Origin of the sequence: Paenibacillus sp. FSL R5-0517 (assembly GCF_037974355.1) — a bacterium.
GTDB lineage: Bacteria > Bacillota > Bacilli > Paenibacillales > Paenibacillaceae > Paenibacillus.
Window position 1 is genome coordinate 4005258 of the sequence record NZ_CP150235.1, and the last position, 17488, is coordinate 4022745.

Sequence of the window (17488 nt, forward strand, 5' to 3'; positions counted from 1 at the left end):
TCAGGCTCCCCTTTCCAGCCTCTTCAGAACTGTGCGCATACCTGCACCGTCCATAATCAGGCGAGCGAGTTCGCTCATGCTTGCAGCAAAGCTCCCTTTACGAATATCCTTATCCTCAGACAAACTTTCCAACTGCAAGTACCTGGCGACATCTCGCCGATTCATTGCATCCAGGTAACCAGTTGTGTACGGTATCGCAGATATCGTACCTTTGTATCTAAACTGGCGCCGAATATTGGAAAGCGTTGCACGGGAGTGAGAATCGTATTTGTTAATGACAACATGCATATTCTTATTGTTCATTCGTGTTGGCAGAATCTCTTCAAAGAACAACTCCAGATTTCGCATATTTTGATCGAGATTAATGACAACATAGTCCGCTTGTTGCAGCTTGAGCTGCAAATCGACACCAGCATGATCCGCATCCAGAAGGACTAGATCATAATACTCGTTAGCTACTTTCAGCAGCTTTTTCACAGTCTCACCATGTTCCTGCGGGGAACGTTCCATCTCATCAATTCTCCCGGTCAGGAAATCAAGTCTTTCTTTCAAAAGTGGCTTAGTATAATCCCTGAGATTGTGCTTATTCAGACTTCCGCTCGAATGCAGCCGTTCAATCGCATCCCAGCCCCCCTCTTCGAAGGAGAACATAAAATCCGCTGAATCCGAATCTTTGGATGGTAGAGCAGCTTCTGTGCCAGTTCCAGCAAGGCCTGCGTTAACAAGTAACACTCTTGTCCTGTAGTGAAGTGCCATCGCATAGGCACTAATTAATGTGCTTGAAGTGCAGCCTGTTCCTGCAAAAGGGCTCCAAAAGGTAATCGTGCTCATGCTCTCATCCTCTCTGCTTCTTTCATCGCACGGCGACTACGAACACTTTCCCAACCTGTTAGCTGCTCGACCACGCGGCACAACGATTTTTTGTAATTTCGTGATAAAGGTCCAAGATGAACTCGGCGATGATGCTCATTCTCAAGCTTAACCGCCGCTGTTAACTCATCCCACGGAAGCACTAAGGATTCTCCTGTCCACACAAATGGACTGCCCTCCAGATATGCCCACAGATAACGAGCTTCAAGTTTGCAATCAACCCCGTTAATTAAGAGCCGCTGAAATGACAGCTCACCAGGCAATGACTGTTCTTCAAGCAACCGCTTCAACCAACCCTTGCCACGTTCCAGATTATAACGCTCATAATCACTCACCCAGACTCTTACATCAGCGCTTAGCCAGAGATTACGTGAAGCAAAATGTGAGGTCTCCATGTCATATAACACATAGTCATAACTGTCCAATCGTTCTCCGTTTACTTCTAGATGATTCTCTACAGCTGCTGATGTGACAAAATGACAAGCGATATCAAATCCTTCAAATTCCGTAATTCGCAAAGACTGCTGACTGTCACCTACACCGTACCCATACTTTTGTAGTAAGGTTCCATCTACGAGTAAGACCTTGTTACCTGTCGAAGCCAATATCTTGCAAAGATATAACATCAGATCATTCTTCTCACACAAACCTGCAAAGATCCATGATCGCATAGATGTTATCACTCCCTTCCATTTCTCAAAAACCTTGTTATCTGAATTTTATTCAACTGAACACGTGAACATTGCTATCGGTCTCTACTCTCCGCCTGTTAACAAACTCTGCTGTTCTGTCTGTAAAACTTCAACGGGATCATTTACACTTCCAGTATTAGTTTCTGCTCCGTTACCTGAACCATCATTCCACATCACTGCATCCGATGTTGCCGAATTATTCGCTGATGGACGACTGTTATAGGTAACTGAGGATTGTGCCACATCCTGTTCAACGCCTTTTGACGGTGCTGTCACGGAGGCAGCCAGTGAACTTTCAAGCGAACTTCGCACCTGTCTGGATAACTCCTGTTCCGCTCGTCGAACAATATTCGGATCACTCTCCAGCAGTTTTAATACTTCTGAATTGGCAGGATACGTCGCGATTGCAGGTGTCTGAAACTGTGGTTCTACATAGGTTAAGGCATAGATTGAAGCTTTATGTAAATAGGCATCTACAATTGCACTGGAGAGTGACAGAATCTCTTCCTCCGTCATCGTAATCCATAAGGTAGCTGAATTGAGTCGTTCCACTTTTTTCTTCGATAAGAGAACATAATCCTGCCCTGTTGGGAACTGAATACGAACATCAATAATATCTCCCTTAACGAGTGAGGATGGCAATAATACAACTTGCAGCTCTCGATTTCTTAAATCAGGCGGAGCCGGTGTATCCTCATACACCATCTCGGTAGTAATGGCTGTTCCTTTTTTCAACTCTATTTTGGCCACTTGACCTTCCATTTGCTTGGTACTGGACCAGAGATTTCGTGGTGCTTGTGCATCTGGAACAGCAATGAGCTTCAGATCCTCCGCTAATATCGGTTCACCTGCTTCAATATCCCGAACCGTGACCCATCCTTGTGCTCCCGAATCCCATTGTTGCTTTAATTCAGCTTCCTTTTCCTCATATGCCGATAAATAACGGGCTTCTACAGCTGACCTGACATCACCCATCGTTTTGACATTATAAATAACATATCCTCCGAACACCAACCCTACAGCGCCTGCTCCGATAAGCCCGGAATAGATCAGTTTACGGCTTTGTTTTCTTAATTTAGACAAAAGAGGCTCTCCTTTCGTAATCTCGTCTAATCATGAACTTTCCTTCTTGAAAAGAACGAACGTTTCTTGGGTTGCTGTCCCATCATATGCGTTAAAATATGAGAAAACACTTTATCCATCTGTGCGTCCTTGTCAAAAGGGTCAATATGTAACGGCAGACCATATACACTCGATGTATCCAGCGTTTTACGAATGCGCTGAACAGCTTCAGTTGCTGCGAGGGGCAGACAATATATCCATTTCTCTCGTGGATACCGATGATGTGATCGAACAAAGGCGCCAATTTCCGCCTGTCTCCATTCGGCACCTGAGCCAATAACAATCGGCAGATCTGCACGCAGAAATTCCTCCAGCCGGTTCTGGTCCTGACCACTACCGAGGTCCATCACGATGAACTGATAGCTCCCCCCAAGCAAAGACAAAATATCTGCTCGCCCGGATTGTTTCCAATAATGCACACCATCCACTGCAAATTGTCTGCCTGCCGGCACGAGTTTACCGGCTTGAGCGATTTGTTGGATTCTTGCAAAGGATTGAGAGCGAGGTGACATTTCAATAACTGCCACTTTAAAGTTTTGCCTTTCGAGATAATGACTGATAGCTATAGCGGTGTGGGTAACCCCTACACCAGATGAAGCACCAGTTATGGCAATAACTCTTGTTCCGCCATTCAGAGTCATGGTCGCATCTCCACCAGGCGTTATTCCACCAGGTATGCGGAGCAGTTCCTTCCTCACCTCATCCGCAGATTGGAATCGCTCCTCGGCATTATACCTTAACAGTCTTCTCGCCACAGGGATGTACGTCCGTGGAACATCACTCCGAATAGAGCTTTCTACACCTTGAATCCATTCCGTATACGCCCCACCAGTCATAAGATATAGCAGCAATGCTCCGAGTCCATATAGATCCGAACGGGCATCGGTCTGACCCGAGCCATATTGTTCTGGAGCGGCGAAACCAGCTGTTCCCAACTTGACGGTATCTTCTGCACTTTGCGGCTTGTAACTTCTGGCGATGCCAAAATCGATTAATCTTACTTCATGTTCCGGGGTGATCATGATATTGGATGGTTTCAGATCCCTATAGATGACAGGTGGATTCAGACTATGCAGATAACTCAACACATCCAGCAATTGAAGCACCAGCTCCGTTAACTGCTCCATCGGAATTTTCCCGCGGCACTGCTTGAAATACTCACTGAGCGTTAACCCTTCGATGTATTCCATCACCAAGTACGTGTACCCATCTTCATCCGGGACAAAAAAATCAACAATTTGCGGTAATCTTGGATGGCGGAGTGATGTCAGGAGAGCGGCCTCTGTCTCCATGCTGCCTTCATACGGCATAGCCGTTACGCTTTCTTTAATTGCCCATATCTTGCCCGGCAGCTTCAGATCCTCCGCCTCGTATACATGGCTCATTCCGCCTGTTCCCAGAATGGATACGATACGATATCTACCTCCCAGCAGGCTTCCGCGTTCCAGCCTGGCCGGATGTCTCATACCAATTCCTCCTTCAATACACAACAAAAAGGGAAAACTTCACCGAAGAAGAACAGACCGGATATCCGGTTTCGTTCGCTTCGGGATGCTTTCCCTTAGGTTTGTTATGGTTAATATTGGTATCATTATAGTACAGGCCGGAATAGATTGTAAAGCACAAAATTTAATGTGCTTAATCGAATCAATTTCATAATACATTTAGCTGCTTTAATCAAGGCTAGATCTCTTAATATTTGACCATATAGAGTGTAATCTCTTCCCGGTTATGGAACAACTGCTTGGAACGTTGAATCTGCATTCGCGAACGCTCAAACGTATCGATAACATCCTTAATGAGTGCGAGCGGTTTTTTATGCAATAACTTCACGGTAACAATCGCTGTTCCCCCAGGTTGAAGACTATATAGAAGGTCTGATACAAGTCGGCTCATCAGCTTGGGACTCCAACTCATATCACATACGAGCAGATCAAATTCTCCTTCGCGAAAGCGTACATCGCCTGCATTTTTCTTTAAGAAAGTCAGTTTTGGTGATGCCAACAGCGTCGCATCCATCTTCGCGGGATCTACCGCAGTAACTTCAAGCCCGCGTTCAAGCAGGAACGAGGTCCATCCACCTGGCGCTGCACCGATATCAAGTGCTTTACGAAATGAAGTAAAGTCAATGCCAAACGTTTGCTCGGCTTCAAGCAATTTGAACTTGGCACGCGAGATCTGTCCATCTTCTTTTTGAAAACGTACGGCGCCCCCGTTCCAGTCTGACAGGTTCTGTTCAGGTCTGGATACGCCTGCATACAACATGTCATTCGCAGCAAAAACGGAAATGACATATTCAGCATCACGTACAACCCATTCACAGCCTAGCTCATCCAGTTTTTCTGTTAGCAATTGTTTCAATGAAGCTGCATTTTCTTGCCAAAAGGCCCCGTCTGTCTTCCGTACCTGTAGTACGACAGGGGTACCCGTCAGTTCCTTATGATTCATTACAAATGCAATCAATTTCTCAATAGACTGCTCCGAATCTTCTGTATTCTCCTGAAACTGAACAGGCTGGATATGACGTAAAAACGTTGGATAATCTTCCAGCAGTTTACCTGCAACTTCTTCCTCCGCTACAGGCAGCCCCGCAAGCAAAATTTCTCCCGGTACGAGTACTGTGCTCTTCACCGCACCAAACGTACGGCGTAATTCTTCCTGTGCATAAGGGGCAAAGCCATGATTGGCTGTGCAGATAAAACGGGAGAAGTTGCCTTCTTCCCAAGACGATTGTGTACTCAAATTGTGTTACCCTCCAGAACGTACGCGTATCCACGGACGACCGTCATCCCACTGGATATCGACCGGAACATCGTACGTATGCTTAATTGTATCTTGTGTCAAAACTTCATGCTTGGGGCCAGCCGCCGCAATACGTCCATCGCGGATCAAAGCCACATGCGTAAATAATGGTACGATCTCTTCAACATGATGCGTTACATACACCACTGTAATGTTACGCTGGCGCAGACGATCAATCTCAGCCAGCATTTTCTCACGTTCATATAAGTCTAACCCGGCACAAGGCTCGTCCATAATCAGCAGTTTTGGCTCAGCCATTAATGAACGAGCTAGCATGACTTTTTTGCGCTCCCCTTGGGATAACGTTCCAAGCGGGTTGTTGGCGAGGTTGGCAAAGCCCATGTCATCTAGTAAACTCATTGCCTTTGCTTTTACTTCATCAGGAATGGTCTGATAAAAACGCAAAAAAGCATAAGCTCCTGTAGCGACTACCTCCCATACCGGATCTCTCGGTGTGAGTTTCTCAATCAACGTTTGGCTGATATAACCAATTTCCTTACGTACTTCCCTGACGTCACACTGTCCATACAGATTACCGAGTACTTCAATGCGTCCCTGACTTGGAAACATATATCCGTTCATCATTTCCAGTAACGTTGTTTTACCAGAACCATTCCGACCCAGAATAACCCAATGCTCGCCTTGTTCAATGCGCAGATGCACGTTATCCAGAATCTGATTCTCTTCTCGTCTGAGTGAGACATGTTCCATTGAGATTATACTCATTTCAGCACCGCCTTCCGGATCTCCGAGAGTAAATGCTCCACAGAGCTCATCCGATAAACCATTTTTGGAACATCTTGCTGGCCGTCAAACAGCATCACGGCTGGTACGCTTGAAATTTGAAATTGTTGTACAAGTTCAGGAATGTCATGGATGTTCATTTCGGATAAAATACCTTCTGGCAGCATGTGCTCAACAACCTCTAACATACGCCGTGCAGCCGCACATGTCCCACATAAAGGGGTGTATATAAACACAGCCTGTGGCATGCCTTCCCATACGCCGCGCATTAACATTTTGGATGTAATTGGCTTCATGAACTTTCTTCTCCCGCAGCAACACGCAGCATAACCTCACCCGTCATAGGACCATTATGAATGGTAACCGTATCGGGTTTATTGCTATATAACATCTCGTACATCTGGCGTTTCCCAAACATACTGGACGTATGCAAATAGATTTCACGCGGAAATAAACCTTCTCGTACAATGGATGCCGCAACCTCACCGCCATTCGGCGAATCCGGCCCAAGCTCATAATCCAGAGACAAAATGTCCACGTCACCTTCTCTTAGCAGCATCAGGCACTCTTCTGCATTCGTTGCCAGAACAAATCCTTTTGGACATGCCCGATAGTCGTCCAAAAAAACATGCATACAATCGCTCCTCTCCCCATTATAACCAGGAACGCATGAGCGCTATATCATCACGGTGCGTTCCATCTTCGCCCGTTTCTGTCTCGAGCACAACAACCGCCTTTTGGAACTCAGGCGCATTGATCAATGTTTTCAGTGATTCATTTCCGATATATCCCTGTCCGATCCTCGCATGTCTATCCTTACACGAACCAGACGCATATTTGGAATCATTAAAATGTACAGCAGCAACATCATCCCAGTATCCGAGCACCCTGCCTTGATCAAGCATCTCTGATTCGTTGCCTGACGACCACATACCAGAAGCAAAAGCATGACATGTGTCAAAACAAAATGCAATATGCTCTGGATATCGAGACAATTTGCGAATCTGTATCATTTCTTCCATTGTCGTGCCCATGGGGCCATGATCACCTGCCTGATTCTCAAGCAGCACCTTCGAATGACCATTCCAATTCTCCAAGGCGGTATCCAGACAATGAATGAGATTCTGATAACCCTCCAGCGGATCATTTGTTTTGATATGTCCAAAATGGACCACCGTCCCAACGGAACCGCAAGCATTCGAAATTTCAAGATCATTGCGAATAGAAGCTATTGTAGCATGAAACCCCGCCTCTCCACGGGTTATACCCAACGCCGGATTCGTAGGATAGGGTGAATGGGCAATTGAAGCCAGTCCATGCTGTTCACACCAATCCCTGCACTGCTCAGCATCCTTGAGATCCAGACTTTTCAGACCAAGACTACGCGGGTTCTTCGGAAAATACTGAAACGCCGTTGCTCCCATCGCATGTGCTCTTTTGGCTGCCTGTAGAAATCCACCTCTCGTGCTGACATGTGCCCCGATTCCGTTGTTAGGCTTCATGCTGGCATTTCGGACAGAAGAATGCCTTCTTGCCCGTAATTTCCACTCGTTCAATCGTTCCCCCGCAGCGCGGACAAGTCTCGCCTTCCCGATCGTACACCCGACATTGCTCGTCAAAGCTTCCTGTCTTCGTATCCCCTTGCATCAGTGGCATTTCCATATATCCACCTTCAGATGCTGCTTCGCGCAACACGGACTGCATCGAATGGAACAAACGCTCCGTCAGTTCAGGTGAAGTTGCGATGTTCTGCGTTTTGGAGCTTGGTCTCAGACCTGCAGCGAAAGCAATTTCATCCGAATAACAGTTGCCAATCCCTGCAATGATATGCTGGTTAACCAACGTTGTCTTGAGTGTCCCCCGACGACCTTTCAACAGAGAAGCAAAACGTTCCACGTTCATCCGTCGATCCAAAGGTTCCGGTCCAAGATCGGACATTGCCGCTTCTGTCTCTTTTGAAGTAAGTAGATGTAAATACCCCAAGCGCAGGCCAATAAAGAATAAAATGTGATCTCCAAACTGGATTTCCACTTGTGTAGAACGATCAGGGCGTTCCTCTTCCGTGCCCCAGAAAATCATACCGCCCAACATGAGGTGCAGCACCAGACGTTTGCCATTAGCCAGGTGGAAAATCAAATGCTTCGCTCGGCGCTCAACAAATATGATGCGATTGCCTGTAAGTTCATTGATGAACAGATCAGGCTCCGTATTTATCGTTTTATCCCGGTTAATTACAACACCTGTAATCGGTAGATCAAGTATTTTCTCGGACAACAAGGTCCGGTAATTTTCCATTTCCGGCAGTTCCGGCATCGTACATTACCCCTTTTTGGAAGTTTGGTCTGTCTCTTGCGACAGCCACTCCATCAATTTATGCAAATCTTCAAACACATGATCAGGTCGAGCCTTGGCTGCTTGAATGTGTCCATCCATATTTTCCCGTGTTGTCACACCAGTAAGTACCAGCAGCGTCTCACATCCTGCTGCGACTCCAGCTGCGATATCGGTTCGCATATTGTCTCCGATCACTGCCACTTCATGAGATGCCAGGTTCAGCCGGCTAATGGCTGACTTCATTATAACACTGGATGGCTTGCCTATGACTGTAGGACGAACTCCGGTTGCGGCTTCAATTGCTGCTCCAATCGTTCCAGCACCAGGCGTCAGTCCATCATCGGAAGGAAGCTGCAGATCCGGGTTGGTCATGATGAACTTTGATCCCGCATTAATCCACCTTAGCGCCTTGGTCAGTTTAGAATAGGAAAATTCACGATCAATCCCCTGTATCACGTAATCAGGTGCATCTTCTGTCAACTGTAGTCCTGCTTCTTCTATGGCTTGCAGCAGTCCTGCTTCACCAATACATGCCACTTTTGCACCCGGGGACTCTTCGGCAACATATTCAGCAGCAGCCACAGCAGAAGTACACACTTGAGACGCATCGGCAGGTATGCCCATCCCGTTCAGATGATCTGCCACACCTTGTGGTGTACGAGAAGAATTATTGGTTACGAATAAATACGGCTTGCCTAGCTCTTGCAGTGTTCGAATAAGCTGATCGGCTCCTTCGATACGATGTCTGCCATGATAGAGCGTACCATCCAAGTCAATCAGATAGGCCTTAATCACACACAGCACTTCCTTTCTTTATTCCATTAACGTTTCATGTCCTTAATCATTTACCTTGAACTTGACCGCGAACCTATGTATTCAGGCAAAAATAATGGCTTGCTGACATGTGCACGCAACAAGTCGAACCAAATCGAACACCGACGGTTTAACTCGCGCGTCTTCTGTACAAGCTTGTCATTTCCTGCGCTTTCCCGGAAAATAATTTGAATCATTTCCCTCTTCATATTGCCCATCCTACACGCTTTCTGACCAGATTGCAAAAGGGACCGCGGGAGTTCCTCTCCCTCAGTCCCGTGCAATTACCCGGTTCATTATATGACGTGTTTAGCCGTGCAATGGATCGCAATCATGGTTAAGATTCTTGCTTGCGATGCACGACAGGAATAAGCTGGTGTTCGTTTGCGAGTCTCGTATTCGGAAATACGGACTGTGCTTCTTCCAAAAGTGGCTGCAGTTGATCCTCGTCCTTATAACGTGAGCTAAAGTGAGTCATGATCAATTGGCTTACATTGGCTGCTCTAGCCGCTTCCGCCGCTTGTTTTGAAGTACTATGATAGTACTCATGCGCTGTATCGGCCAGATCATGCATAAATGTAGCTTCATGGACAAGCACATCTGCATTTACGGATAGAGGCAGTACATTGTCGCATGGACGTGTATCACCCAATATGGTGATTACCATGCCGCGTTTTGGCGCGCCCAATACATCTTCTGGACGAAGCGAATCACCGTTATCCAGCGTAATGGTTTCTCCACGTTTCAGCCGGCCGAACAATGGGCCTGGTTTCAAACCGTATTCCGCCAGTTTGGCCGGGTCAAGGCTTCCTGGACGATCTTTTTCCGTAATTCGGTATCCGTAGCTATCAATCCGATGCTCAAGCAAAGCGGCTTCCACGATAAAACTGTCATCCTCGAACAGGACGCCGCCCGTATGTTCCACGATATTCAAATCGTAGTTGACCCGTGATTGGCTAAGCTCCATGGTTGTACTGATCATTCGTTCCGTACCTGGCGGACCATATACCGTTAATGGTGTAGTGCCACCTTGATAGGCTCTGCTCGAAAGCAGTCCTGGAAGTCCAAATACATGATCACCATGCAGGTGAGTAATAAATATTTTCTCCAATTTGCTTAGTTTAAGCGGAGAACTTAAAATCTGATGCTGCGTTCCTTCCCCGCAGTCAAACAACCACAAAGCTCTGCGCTCATCCAACATGCGTAGCCCAATGGAAGTTACATTCCGTTGAAGCGTAGGTACACCAGCATTAGTTCCCAGGAAATATAGTTCCATTCTGGATCGCACCTCTTTCTGTTGCCAGCAAAAAACCTCCGACAATGCGGAGGGCTTTGCCTGACACTCAACTGATTTATGCCTTTTCTACGTTAAAATACTTGGCTTGCGGATGGCTGAATACCATCGCTGATACGGATGCTTCAGGTTCCATCATGAAACCTTCCGTCAATTCCACACCGATATCCTCAGGCTGTAACAACTTGAACAGCGGTCCTTGGTCTTCCAAATCCGGACAAGCCGGATATCCAAAGGATACCCTGATCCCCTGATAACGCGCACCGTGTCGTTGCTTCATCGTCATCTGCGCAGAATCTGGGAATCCCCAGATATCTCTCATCATATGATGCACACGCTCAGCTAATCCCTCTGCTACTTCGAGCGCTACGGATTGAAGAGCATGCGAGCGAAGATAATCCCCTTGATCTTTCCACGCCGTGGATAGTTCACGCACACCGTGTCCGGCAGTAACAACCATAAAGCCAACGTAATCCATTTGACCGGATTCAACAGGTTTCAGGAAGTCGGACAGGCACAGGAATGGCTCGACCTTTTGACGTGGGAATGTAAATGTATGCAAAATATTGCTCGTGTCCTTTGGATCATAGATAATGATGCTGTTACCACTGGACTGAGCCGGGAAGAAACGATACATGGCATGCGCCTGTATAATCCCGTCACGAACAGCCTCTTGCATGATATCATCCACCACTGCTTTCAGGTCGGTAGCCTTTTTGTCACCTGAAGCAAGCAGTTGTTCAACTGAACCGCGCAACCCTAAATGGTGTCCAAGCAGCATCTGCATGTTCACGTATGGCAGAATATGTGATAACGGATAGTTGCGCATCGTATGTCGCTCCAGATCCGGCGGTACAAGAACCGGATGATCTACAGCAATATCCGAACGCTCCACTCGTGTAAGCTCTGGAAGGGCCTGAGCAGCTACAGCACCTGAAGCATCCGCTTCTTTCTCCGCATCCATCTCCAATTGCATGGCTTCACGTGTAACGGGATTCATCAATTTGTTCGCCAGATCCAGACCATCCATCGCGTCTTTGGCATATACAACCATTCCATCATACTCAGGTCGGATACGGTTTTTAGTGAATTTACGAGTTAGCGCCGCTCCGCCAACCATAATAGGTACATCAATCCCTGCTGTTCGCAAATCCTGAGCGGTAAGAATCATCTGCTGGGCCGATTTTACCAATAACCCCGAGAGGCCGATTGCATCGACTTTCTCTTCTCGGTAAGCCTCGATAATACGTTCTGGTGGTACTTTTATACCCAAATTAATGATCTGGTAACCGTTGTTGGACAGGATGATCTCTACCAGGTTCTTCCCGATGTCATGCACATCACCCTTAACCGTGGCCAGAATGATCTTACCTTTAACCGAAGTCTCGTTCTTCTCCATGAATTGCTCCAGATATGCTACAGAAGCCTTCATAACCTCCGCACTCTGCAACACCTCGGCTACAATCAACTCATTGTTGTTAAAGAGACGACCTACTTCCTCCATCCCCCGCATAAGTGGACCATTAATCACTTGAAGTGCTGTGTATTTGGCAAGTGCCTGTTCGAGATCTGGCAGTAATCCTTCTTTGCTTCCTTCAACAACATATGAAGCGAGACGCTCTTCTAATGAAAGGTTCGAGATTTTTTCCTTCTTCTCCACCTTCTTGTTACGGAATGCCGCTACGAATGCCGCCAGTGTATCATCATTCGTGTTATATAAAAGCTCTTCCGAGAGCCTGCGTTCTTCTTCAGGAATGGATGCATAACGCTCCAGTTTCTCTGTGTTCACGATGGCATAATCGAGACCTGCTTTGGTACATTCATACAAAAATACAGAGTTCAGCACTTCACGGCCTGCCTCAGGCAGTCCGAATGAAATGTTACTGATCCCAAGTATCGTATGACATTCAGGCATCGCTTCTTTGATCACTCTTATACCTTCAATGGTTTCTTTGGCTGAACCGATGTACTGTTCATCTCCCGTACCTACCGGGAACACCAATGTATCGAAAATAAGGTCTTCTGGTTTGAGTCCATATTTGTTCACCAGCAGATCATAAGAACGCTTGGCTACGTCGAGCTTGTCTTCCCGACTAATCGCCTGACCCCGCTCATCAATCGTTCCGACAACAACCGCACCACCATATTTATGAAGCAACGGCGTGATCAGCTCAAATTTCTCTTCGCCATCCTCAAGGTTAATGGAGTTAATTATCGCTTTACCTTGCGAGTACTGAAGAGCCAAATCAATGACTGAAGCATCTGTCGTATCGATCATGAGAGGAACCTTTACTTTTTTCACAACCAATTCAAGGAACTTCACCATATCTTCTGACTCTTCACGGTCTGGATCTTGTACACACACATCGACAATGTGCGCTCCATTTTTCACTTGAGCACGGGCAATTTCCGAAGCTTCTTCATATTTTCCTTCGACAATGAGTCGTTTGAATTTCCGTGATCCCAGCACATTCGTACGTTCACCGACCATGTAGGGACGATTGTCCTGTTCGATATAGATTGGTTCTATACCAGACAATGCCGGTGGATGTGTTCCGTTCATTTCTCTTGGGGGGTACTGGGCAAGCGTATCACGCATAGCCCGAATATGTGCAGGGGTTGTCCCGCAACATCCACCAGCGATATTCAACCAGCCCTGTTCCGCAAATGCACCTATCTTCTGAGCGAGTGAGTCTGGTGACTCATGATAATTACCGTTCTCATCCGGGAGACCCGCGTTCGGGTAACAACTAACCGCAACCGATGCCATTCCGGAAAGCGAACGAATGTGATCACGCATGAATTCCGGACCCGTAGCGCAGTTTAGTCCTACCGAAATTGGGTTAAGGTGTTCTAAGGATATATAAAAGGATTCGATGTTCTGGCCCGCAAGGGTCGTTCCCATCGGTTCGATCGTTCCTGAGATCATCAGGGGCAGTGTAACACCGCTCTGTTCGAAGGCCTGCTGAATTCCGATGCTACCTGCTTTTACATTGAGGGTATCCTGTGAGGTTTCAAGCAGTAGCGCATCAACGCCTCCCTCTATTAAAGCAAGCGCTTGCTCCAAATAACTGTCGATAAGTTCTTGGAACGTTACTCCCCCAGTTACAGACAGTGTTTTGGTTGTTGGTCCCATCGCACCTACCACATAACGTGGAGATTCCGGTGTAGAGAAACGATCAACCGCAGCTTTCGCAATTCTGGCTGCTTCCAGGTTGATTTCGCGTGCCCGATCCTGAATATCGTATTCAGCAAGCACGACCGATGTCGCACCAAATGTATTGGTTTCAATTAAATCGGCGCCAGCCTCCAGATATTCTTCATGAATGCGCTGGATCAGCTCTGGACGAGTAAGCACTAACATTTCATTACATCCATCCAGATCTTCGCCGCCAAAATCTTCGCCAGTCAGATCAACTTGTTGAATCATGGTCCCCATCGCACCGTCGAGGATTAATATTCGTTGTTTTAATGCATCGTGTAGACTAATCTTATCCAATATCTTCACCCCCGCAAAACGTTAAATCTTAGTTTAACAGAAACTAACTTAATGTGAAAGATCGGGTTTTCTCGCGAAAGATGGCGGGTTTACACGAATTATGAACGGAATTTGAGAATCGACAAAAACAGAGGTATCCGATATAATTCAATTAAACCAAGTGGAAAAGAGGGAAAGAACATGGCTGAAATTGTTATCCGAAATACGAACGAACGCATCACTGGTGACGAAAATGTTCGAAATTTCTTAAACAAATACGAAGTATTATATGAGAAGTGGGACGCATCCAAACTGAACACTGATCTGCAAAATAACTTTGGATTAACGGATGAACAGAAAACCGAAGTTTTGGAAACTTACGACTATGAGATCAGAGATTTGGCTGCACGTCGCGGGTACCAAATCTGGGATGTGATCACACTGTCCGAGCAAACACCAGATATCGAAGAAAAGCTGGCCAATTTCGAAGAGATCCACACCCACGCTGAAGATGAGATCCGTGCGATTGTCGCTGGTAAAGGAATCTTTGTTATCAAAGCTACTGATGATGTAGGTTACTTTAATGTAGAACTGTCTCCTGGAGACGTCATTTCTGTACCCGAGAATACACCGCACTTCTTCACCTTAATGGAGAACAAACAAATTATCGCTGTACGTCTGTTCATCGAAAAAGATGGCTGGATTGCAGATCCATACCCTGATCCTACATTTATCAAGAACGCCTGACACTCTCGTGTTATAACTTGCTTAACCAAAACCCCTGTTCAATTGAACAGGGGTTTTCGCATATGCATATGGAGAGTATTATACATCATCCGTGCATTATATAAAATAATGCGGGTATTTCGCTTTTATCGATTCTTGTTCAATCACAACCAGTCTGAGATGAGCTTCCATCACCTGAACAGCCTGTTCTGTTTTACGCTCTGTGATAAGCCGATATATATCTTTGTGTTGGGAGATAATAACCTCCAGGTTGGAGTCCTCCGCTAGACGTAACAAACGCAACCGATTAAACGGAATATTCAGTTGTTGCAACATTTTCCATGTTCTTAGCTTACCCGTGCCCTGGAACAAAATCTGATGAAACTCTTCATCCAGCTCAAAAAGACGATAGAAATTGTTTTTTCCTATACAAACTTCCTGCATCGCAATGTTGGTTTCAAGTCGAAATCGGAATTCTTCAGGAAAAGAAACACATGCCAAAGTCACGATTTCCTTCTCCATCTTTTCCCTCGTAAACCTGCCTTCTTCCACATGCTCCAGATTAATATGAGAGACGATCGTTCCACTCTGGGGAATAATGTCCAGCAGTTCTTCTTCTGCAAGCTTCATGAATGCTTCTCGCACGGGGGTTCTGCTCACTTGCAATTCATCTGCAATCTCTTTCTCTGAAATCTTGGTACCCGGCTTAAGTTCCAGATGCAGAATTCGTTCCTTTAACAAATTATATGAATATGCCCGGGTCGAGCCTCTGATTTTTTGATTAATTGACATGCCTTGACCTCTTTCTCTCAGCCGTATTCATTCATATTAGCACAAATTACCGTTCCACTTAAATATCGGTGTGAAACGGTAATTTGGCCAACATCAACTATGTTATTGCTTATTTTCTTTGTAGGCTTTGTACGTGTCATTTGCCAGCTTCAGATAATTGGATAGACCCTGACTGTCAAGTTCTTTAACAAAAGTGTCGAATTCAGACAAGTTTCGCTCACCCAAGATAAATTTAAGTGTATTTTGGTCTGAGTAATCTTTCAGTGGAGTACTCAGAAGTGTCACCCGTTCACGGTCCTCAGAAGAGTATGGAATCGGTGGTTCAGCCGGGATCACTTCTTTGGTATCCTTCATGTCTTGCTGGAATTTCAACTCTTCTTCACTAAACATCGATTGCAGCAGATCTGTTGTACCTCCGTAGGCAAATACACCACCCGAGAAGCCAAAGTCAATACGCAGATCCTTCGTTCCTTTTGGATTCAAACCATTATAGTTAACGTCTTCAACCAATTTACGTGTTCCGCCCTCTTTGGTAAATGTTTCGCCTTCAACACCCCATTTGGCAAACTCTTGACCCTCATCACTGTAGTATAACCAATCAATAAATTGCATAATGGCTTTGAAATTTTCGCTTTTTTGAATTTTCCCAGAGATCATGACACCGTTTTCAAGTCTGGAGCCTGACATTAATTGGCCTTTTGGTCCACCAGGAACTGTAATCTTCTCAACTGAGAATTTGCCCTCTCCCAACGTTTTGTTCATATCATTTCGGTGCAGCACCAGCGTTTGGGAATTGCCGTTAATCATAAAAGATTTGCCGGATACAAATTTCTGTATTGCCTGATCGTCATCCTGTGTAAAACTTTCTTTGTCCAGCAATCCTTCAGATACCAACTTGTTAAAGTAGGTCAACAGCTCTTTGTATTCTGGTGTTGTAGCCGAGTATACGAATTCATCCTGATCTTCTTTATATGTCAATCCATTACCAAAACCCCATCCAGCCTTGGTACCAAAACCGGTAGCAGCGATGTTCAATGTACTATTGAATTTAAATCCATCCGAAAATGGAATGGAATCCGGGTAGATTTCTTTCAGCTTTTTGGCTGCATCATACAATTCGTCCCATGTCGTCGGGATGGCGATGTTATTTTCTTCAAAAACATCTGTTCTTACCAGTAATGTATAATCCGGCCATACTTCTTCATGCAGACCCGGGAGCACATAGTACTTTCCATCTTCTTGCCGAAGTCCTTCCAGTTCATCCTCCAAACCCCATTTTTCCACTTTATCCTTGAAGTTCGGCATCAAATCAATGTAATCACTAATGGGCAAGACCGCACCGGAAGATACAAATGCAGATTCTTCACCAGGATAGGTTTTGGGAATAATCAGCGGTGCATCGCCTGAACTAATTAGAAGGGATCTCTTCTGAGAGTAGTCACTCATGGGAACAATCGTTGGCTCAAGCGTAACACCCGTCAGTTCGGTAATTTTATCGAAAAGTAACCAGTCTTTTTTATAAGGATAAATAGGATGATCACTGTATAGTATGGATAGATTAAATGGCTCGGTCGCCTTGAATGTATCCCCAACATTGTACGTTTCCATCGCTGCCTTGGTTTGAACTTCCGTGACGTCGCCTCCAGCTCCAGTATCGCTGCTACATGCTGCCAGAACGAAGGTCATCATTGTTGCCAACACCATTTTACCAACAAACTTACGTGGCTTTTGATTCATTTAGGTTATCCCCCTGAATTTGGTTTAGGTTGACTTTGCCTTTAACTTTAAACAACATCTAAAAATTAATCATGTGAATTACTC

16 protein-coding genes are annotated in these 17488 nt (G+C 45.7%); 1 reads left to right on the top strand and 15 read right to left on the bottom strand.

Going from position 1 to position 17488, the window contains the following annotated elements; all coding sequences use genetic code 11:
• From MKX40_RS17600 to metH, 13 genes are all read right to left on the bottom strand, one after another.
• Entirely contained in the window at positions 1–831 is an 831-nt protein-coding gene (locus MKX40_RS17600; RefSeq protein ID WP_339234506.1) for a hypothetical protein, read from the bottom strand.
• Positions 828–1541, bottom strand: coding sequence for a hypothetical protein (locus tag MKX40_RS17605; RefSeq protein ID WP_339234509.1), 714 nt, complete (start codon positions 1539–1541; stop codon positions 828–830). The genes MKX40_RS17600 and MKX40_RS17605 overlap by 4 nt, the downstream gene beginning before the upstream one ends.
• 84 nt (positions 1542–1625) lie before the next feature.
• Positions 1626–2645 (bottom strand): SAF domain-containing protein, encoded by a 1020-nt coding sequence (locus MKX40_RS17610; RefSeq protein WP_339234510.1) that lies wholly within the window; start codon positions 2643–2645, stop codon positions 1626–1628.
• A gap of 26 nt (positions 2646–2671) precedes the next feature.
• On the bottom strand, positions 2672–4150 hold the full coding sequence (locus tag MKX40_RS17615; RefSeq protein ID WP_339234512.1) for a serine/threonine-protein kinase: 1479 nt from the start codon (positions 4148–4150) through the stop codon (positions 2672–2674).
• A gap of 226 nt (positions 4151–4376) precedes the next feature.
• A complete protein-coding gene (locus MKX40_RS17620; RefSeq protein WP_339234513.1) occupies positions 4377–5426 on the bottom strand; it encodes an SAM-dependent methyltransferase in 1050 nt (349 codons plus the stop codon).
• A gap of 6 nt (positions 5427–5432) precedes the next feature.
• Positions 5433–6206 (bottom strand): ATP-binding cassette domain-containing protein, encoded by a 774-nt coding sequence (locus MKX40_RS17625; protein ID WP_338594986.1) that lies wholly within the window; start codon positions 6204–6206, stop codon positions 5433–5435.
• Between the two features lie 2 nt (positions 6207–6208).
• Positions 6209–6526 carry a thioredoxin family protein gene (locus MKX40_RS17630; protein ID WP_062834898.1) on the bottom strand — a complete coding sequence of 106 codons (318 nt, stop codon included), beginning with the start codon at positions 6524–6526 and terminating at the stop codon, positions 6209–6211.
• Positions 6523–6864, bottom strand: coding sequence for a cyclic-phosphate processing receiver domain-containing protein (locus MKX40_RS17635; RefSeq protein ID WP_339234516.1), 342 nt, complete (start codon positions 6862–6864; stop codon positions 6523–6525). Before MKX40_RS17635 ends, MKX40_RS17630 begins: the two co-directional genes overlap by 4 nt.
• 19 nt (positions 6865–6883) lie before the next feature.
• The gene (locus MKX40_RS17640) at positions 6884–7732 is read right to left on the bottom strand and encodes a deoxyribonuclease IV (protein WP_339243115.1); all 849 of its coding nucleotides are present in this window, start codon (positions 7730–7732) and stop codon (positions 6884–6886) included.
• Entirely contained in the window at positions 7722–8543 is an 822-nt protein-coding gene (locus MKX40_RS17645) for a DNA-formamidopyrimidine glycosylase family protein (RefSeq protein ID WP_339234519.1), read from the bottom strand. The genes MKX40_RS17640 and MKX40_RS17645 overlap by 11 nt, the downstream gene beginning before the upstream one ends.
• A 6-nt stretch (positions 8544–8549) precedes the next feature.
• A complete protein-coding gene (locus MKX40_RS17650) occupies positions 8550–9359 on the bottom strand; it encodes a TIGR01457 family HAD-type hydrolase (RefSeq protein ID WP_339234521.1) in 810 nt (269 codons plus the stop codon).
• Positions 9360–9714: 355 nt separating this feature from the next.
• Positions 9715–10653, bottom strand: a complete 939-nt coding sequence (rnz, locus tag MKX40_RS17655; RefSeq protein WP_339234523.1) for a ribonuclease Z — start codon at positions 10651–10653, stop codon at positions 9715–9717.
• 76 nt (positions 10654–10729) lie between these two features.
• Entirely contained in the window at positions 10730–14170 is a 3441-nt protein-coding gene (gene metH / locus MKX40_RS17660) for a methionine synthase (RefSeq protein ID WP_339234526.1), read from the bottom strand.
• Between the two features lie 180 nt (positions 14171–14350).
• Here metH and MKX40_RS17665 point away from each other — a divergent pair, with 180 nt between their 5' ends.
• The gene (locus MKX40_RS17665; protein ID WP_339234528.1) at positions 14351–14896 is read left to right on the top strand and encodes an acireductone dioxygenase; all 546 of its coding nucleotides are present in this window, start codon (positions 14351–14353) and stop codon (positions 14894–14896) included.
• 96 nt (positions 14897–14992) lie between these two features.
• On the opposite strand, the gene MKX40_RS17670 is transcribed toward MKX40_RS17665, so the two are convergent.
• Complete coding sequence (locus tag MKX40_RS17670) at positions 14993–15667, bottom strand: GntR family transcriptional regulator (RefSeq protein WP_339234531.1); 675 nt, start codon at positions 15665–15667, stop codon at positions 14993–14995.
• Between the two features lie 102 nt (positions 15668–15769).
• On the bottom strand, positions 15770–17404 hold the full coding sequence (locus MKX40_RS17675) for an extracellular solute-binding protein (protein WP_339234533.1): 1635 nt from the start codon (positions 17402–17404) through the stop codon (positions 15770–15772).
• Positions 17405–17488: the final 84 nt, after the last annotated feature.

Excerpts from the sequence above, each read along its gene's own strand:
- rnz (WP_339234523.1), bottom strand. The coding sequence starts at position 10,653 with ATGGAACTATATTTCCTGGGAACTAATGCTGGTGTACCTACGCTTCAA.
- MKX40_RS17615 (WP_339234512.1), bottom strand. The coding sequence starts at position 4,150 with ATGAGACATCCGGCCAGGCTGGAACGCGGAAGCCTGCTGGGAGGTAGA.
- MKX40_RS17600 (WP_339234506.1), bottom strand. The coding sequence starts at position 831 with ATGAGCACGATTACCTTTTGGAGCCCTTTTGCAGGAACAGGCTGCACT.
- MKX40_RS17665 (WP_339234528.1), top strand. The coding sequence starts at position 14,351 with ATGGCTGAAATTGTTATCCGAAATACGAACGAACGCATCACTGGTGAC.
- MKX40_RS17640 (WP_339243115.1), bottom strand. The coding sequence starts at position 7,732 with ATGAAGCCTAACAACGGAATCGGGGCACATGTCAGCACGAGAGGTGGA.
- MKX40_RS17670 (WP_339234531.1), bottom strand. The coding sequence starts at position 15,667 with ATGTCAATTAATCAAAAAATCAGAGGCTCGACCCGGGCATATTCATAT.
- MKX40_RS17630 (WP_062834898.1), bottom strand. The coding sequence starts at position 6,526 with ATGAAGCCAATTACATCCAAAATGTTAATGCGCGGCGTATGGGAAGGC.
- MKX40_RS17605 (WP_339234509.1), bottom strand. The coding sequence starts at position 1,541 with ATGCGATCATGGATCTTTGCAGGTTTGTGTGAGAAGAATGATCTGATG.
- MKX40_RS17645 (WP_339234519.1), bottom strand. The coding sequence starts at position 8,543 with ATGCCGGAACTGCCGGAAATGGAAAATTACCGGACCTTGTTGTCCGAG.
- MKX40_RS17635 (WP_339234516.1), bottom strand. The coding sequence starts at position 6,864 with ATGCATGTTTTTTTGGACGACTATCGGGCATGTCCAAAAGGATTTGTT.
- MKX40_RS17675 (WP_339234533.1), bottom strand. The coding sequence starts at position 17,404 with ATGAATCAAAAGCCACGTAAGTTTGTTGGTAAAATGGTGTTGGCAACA.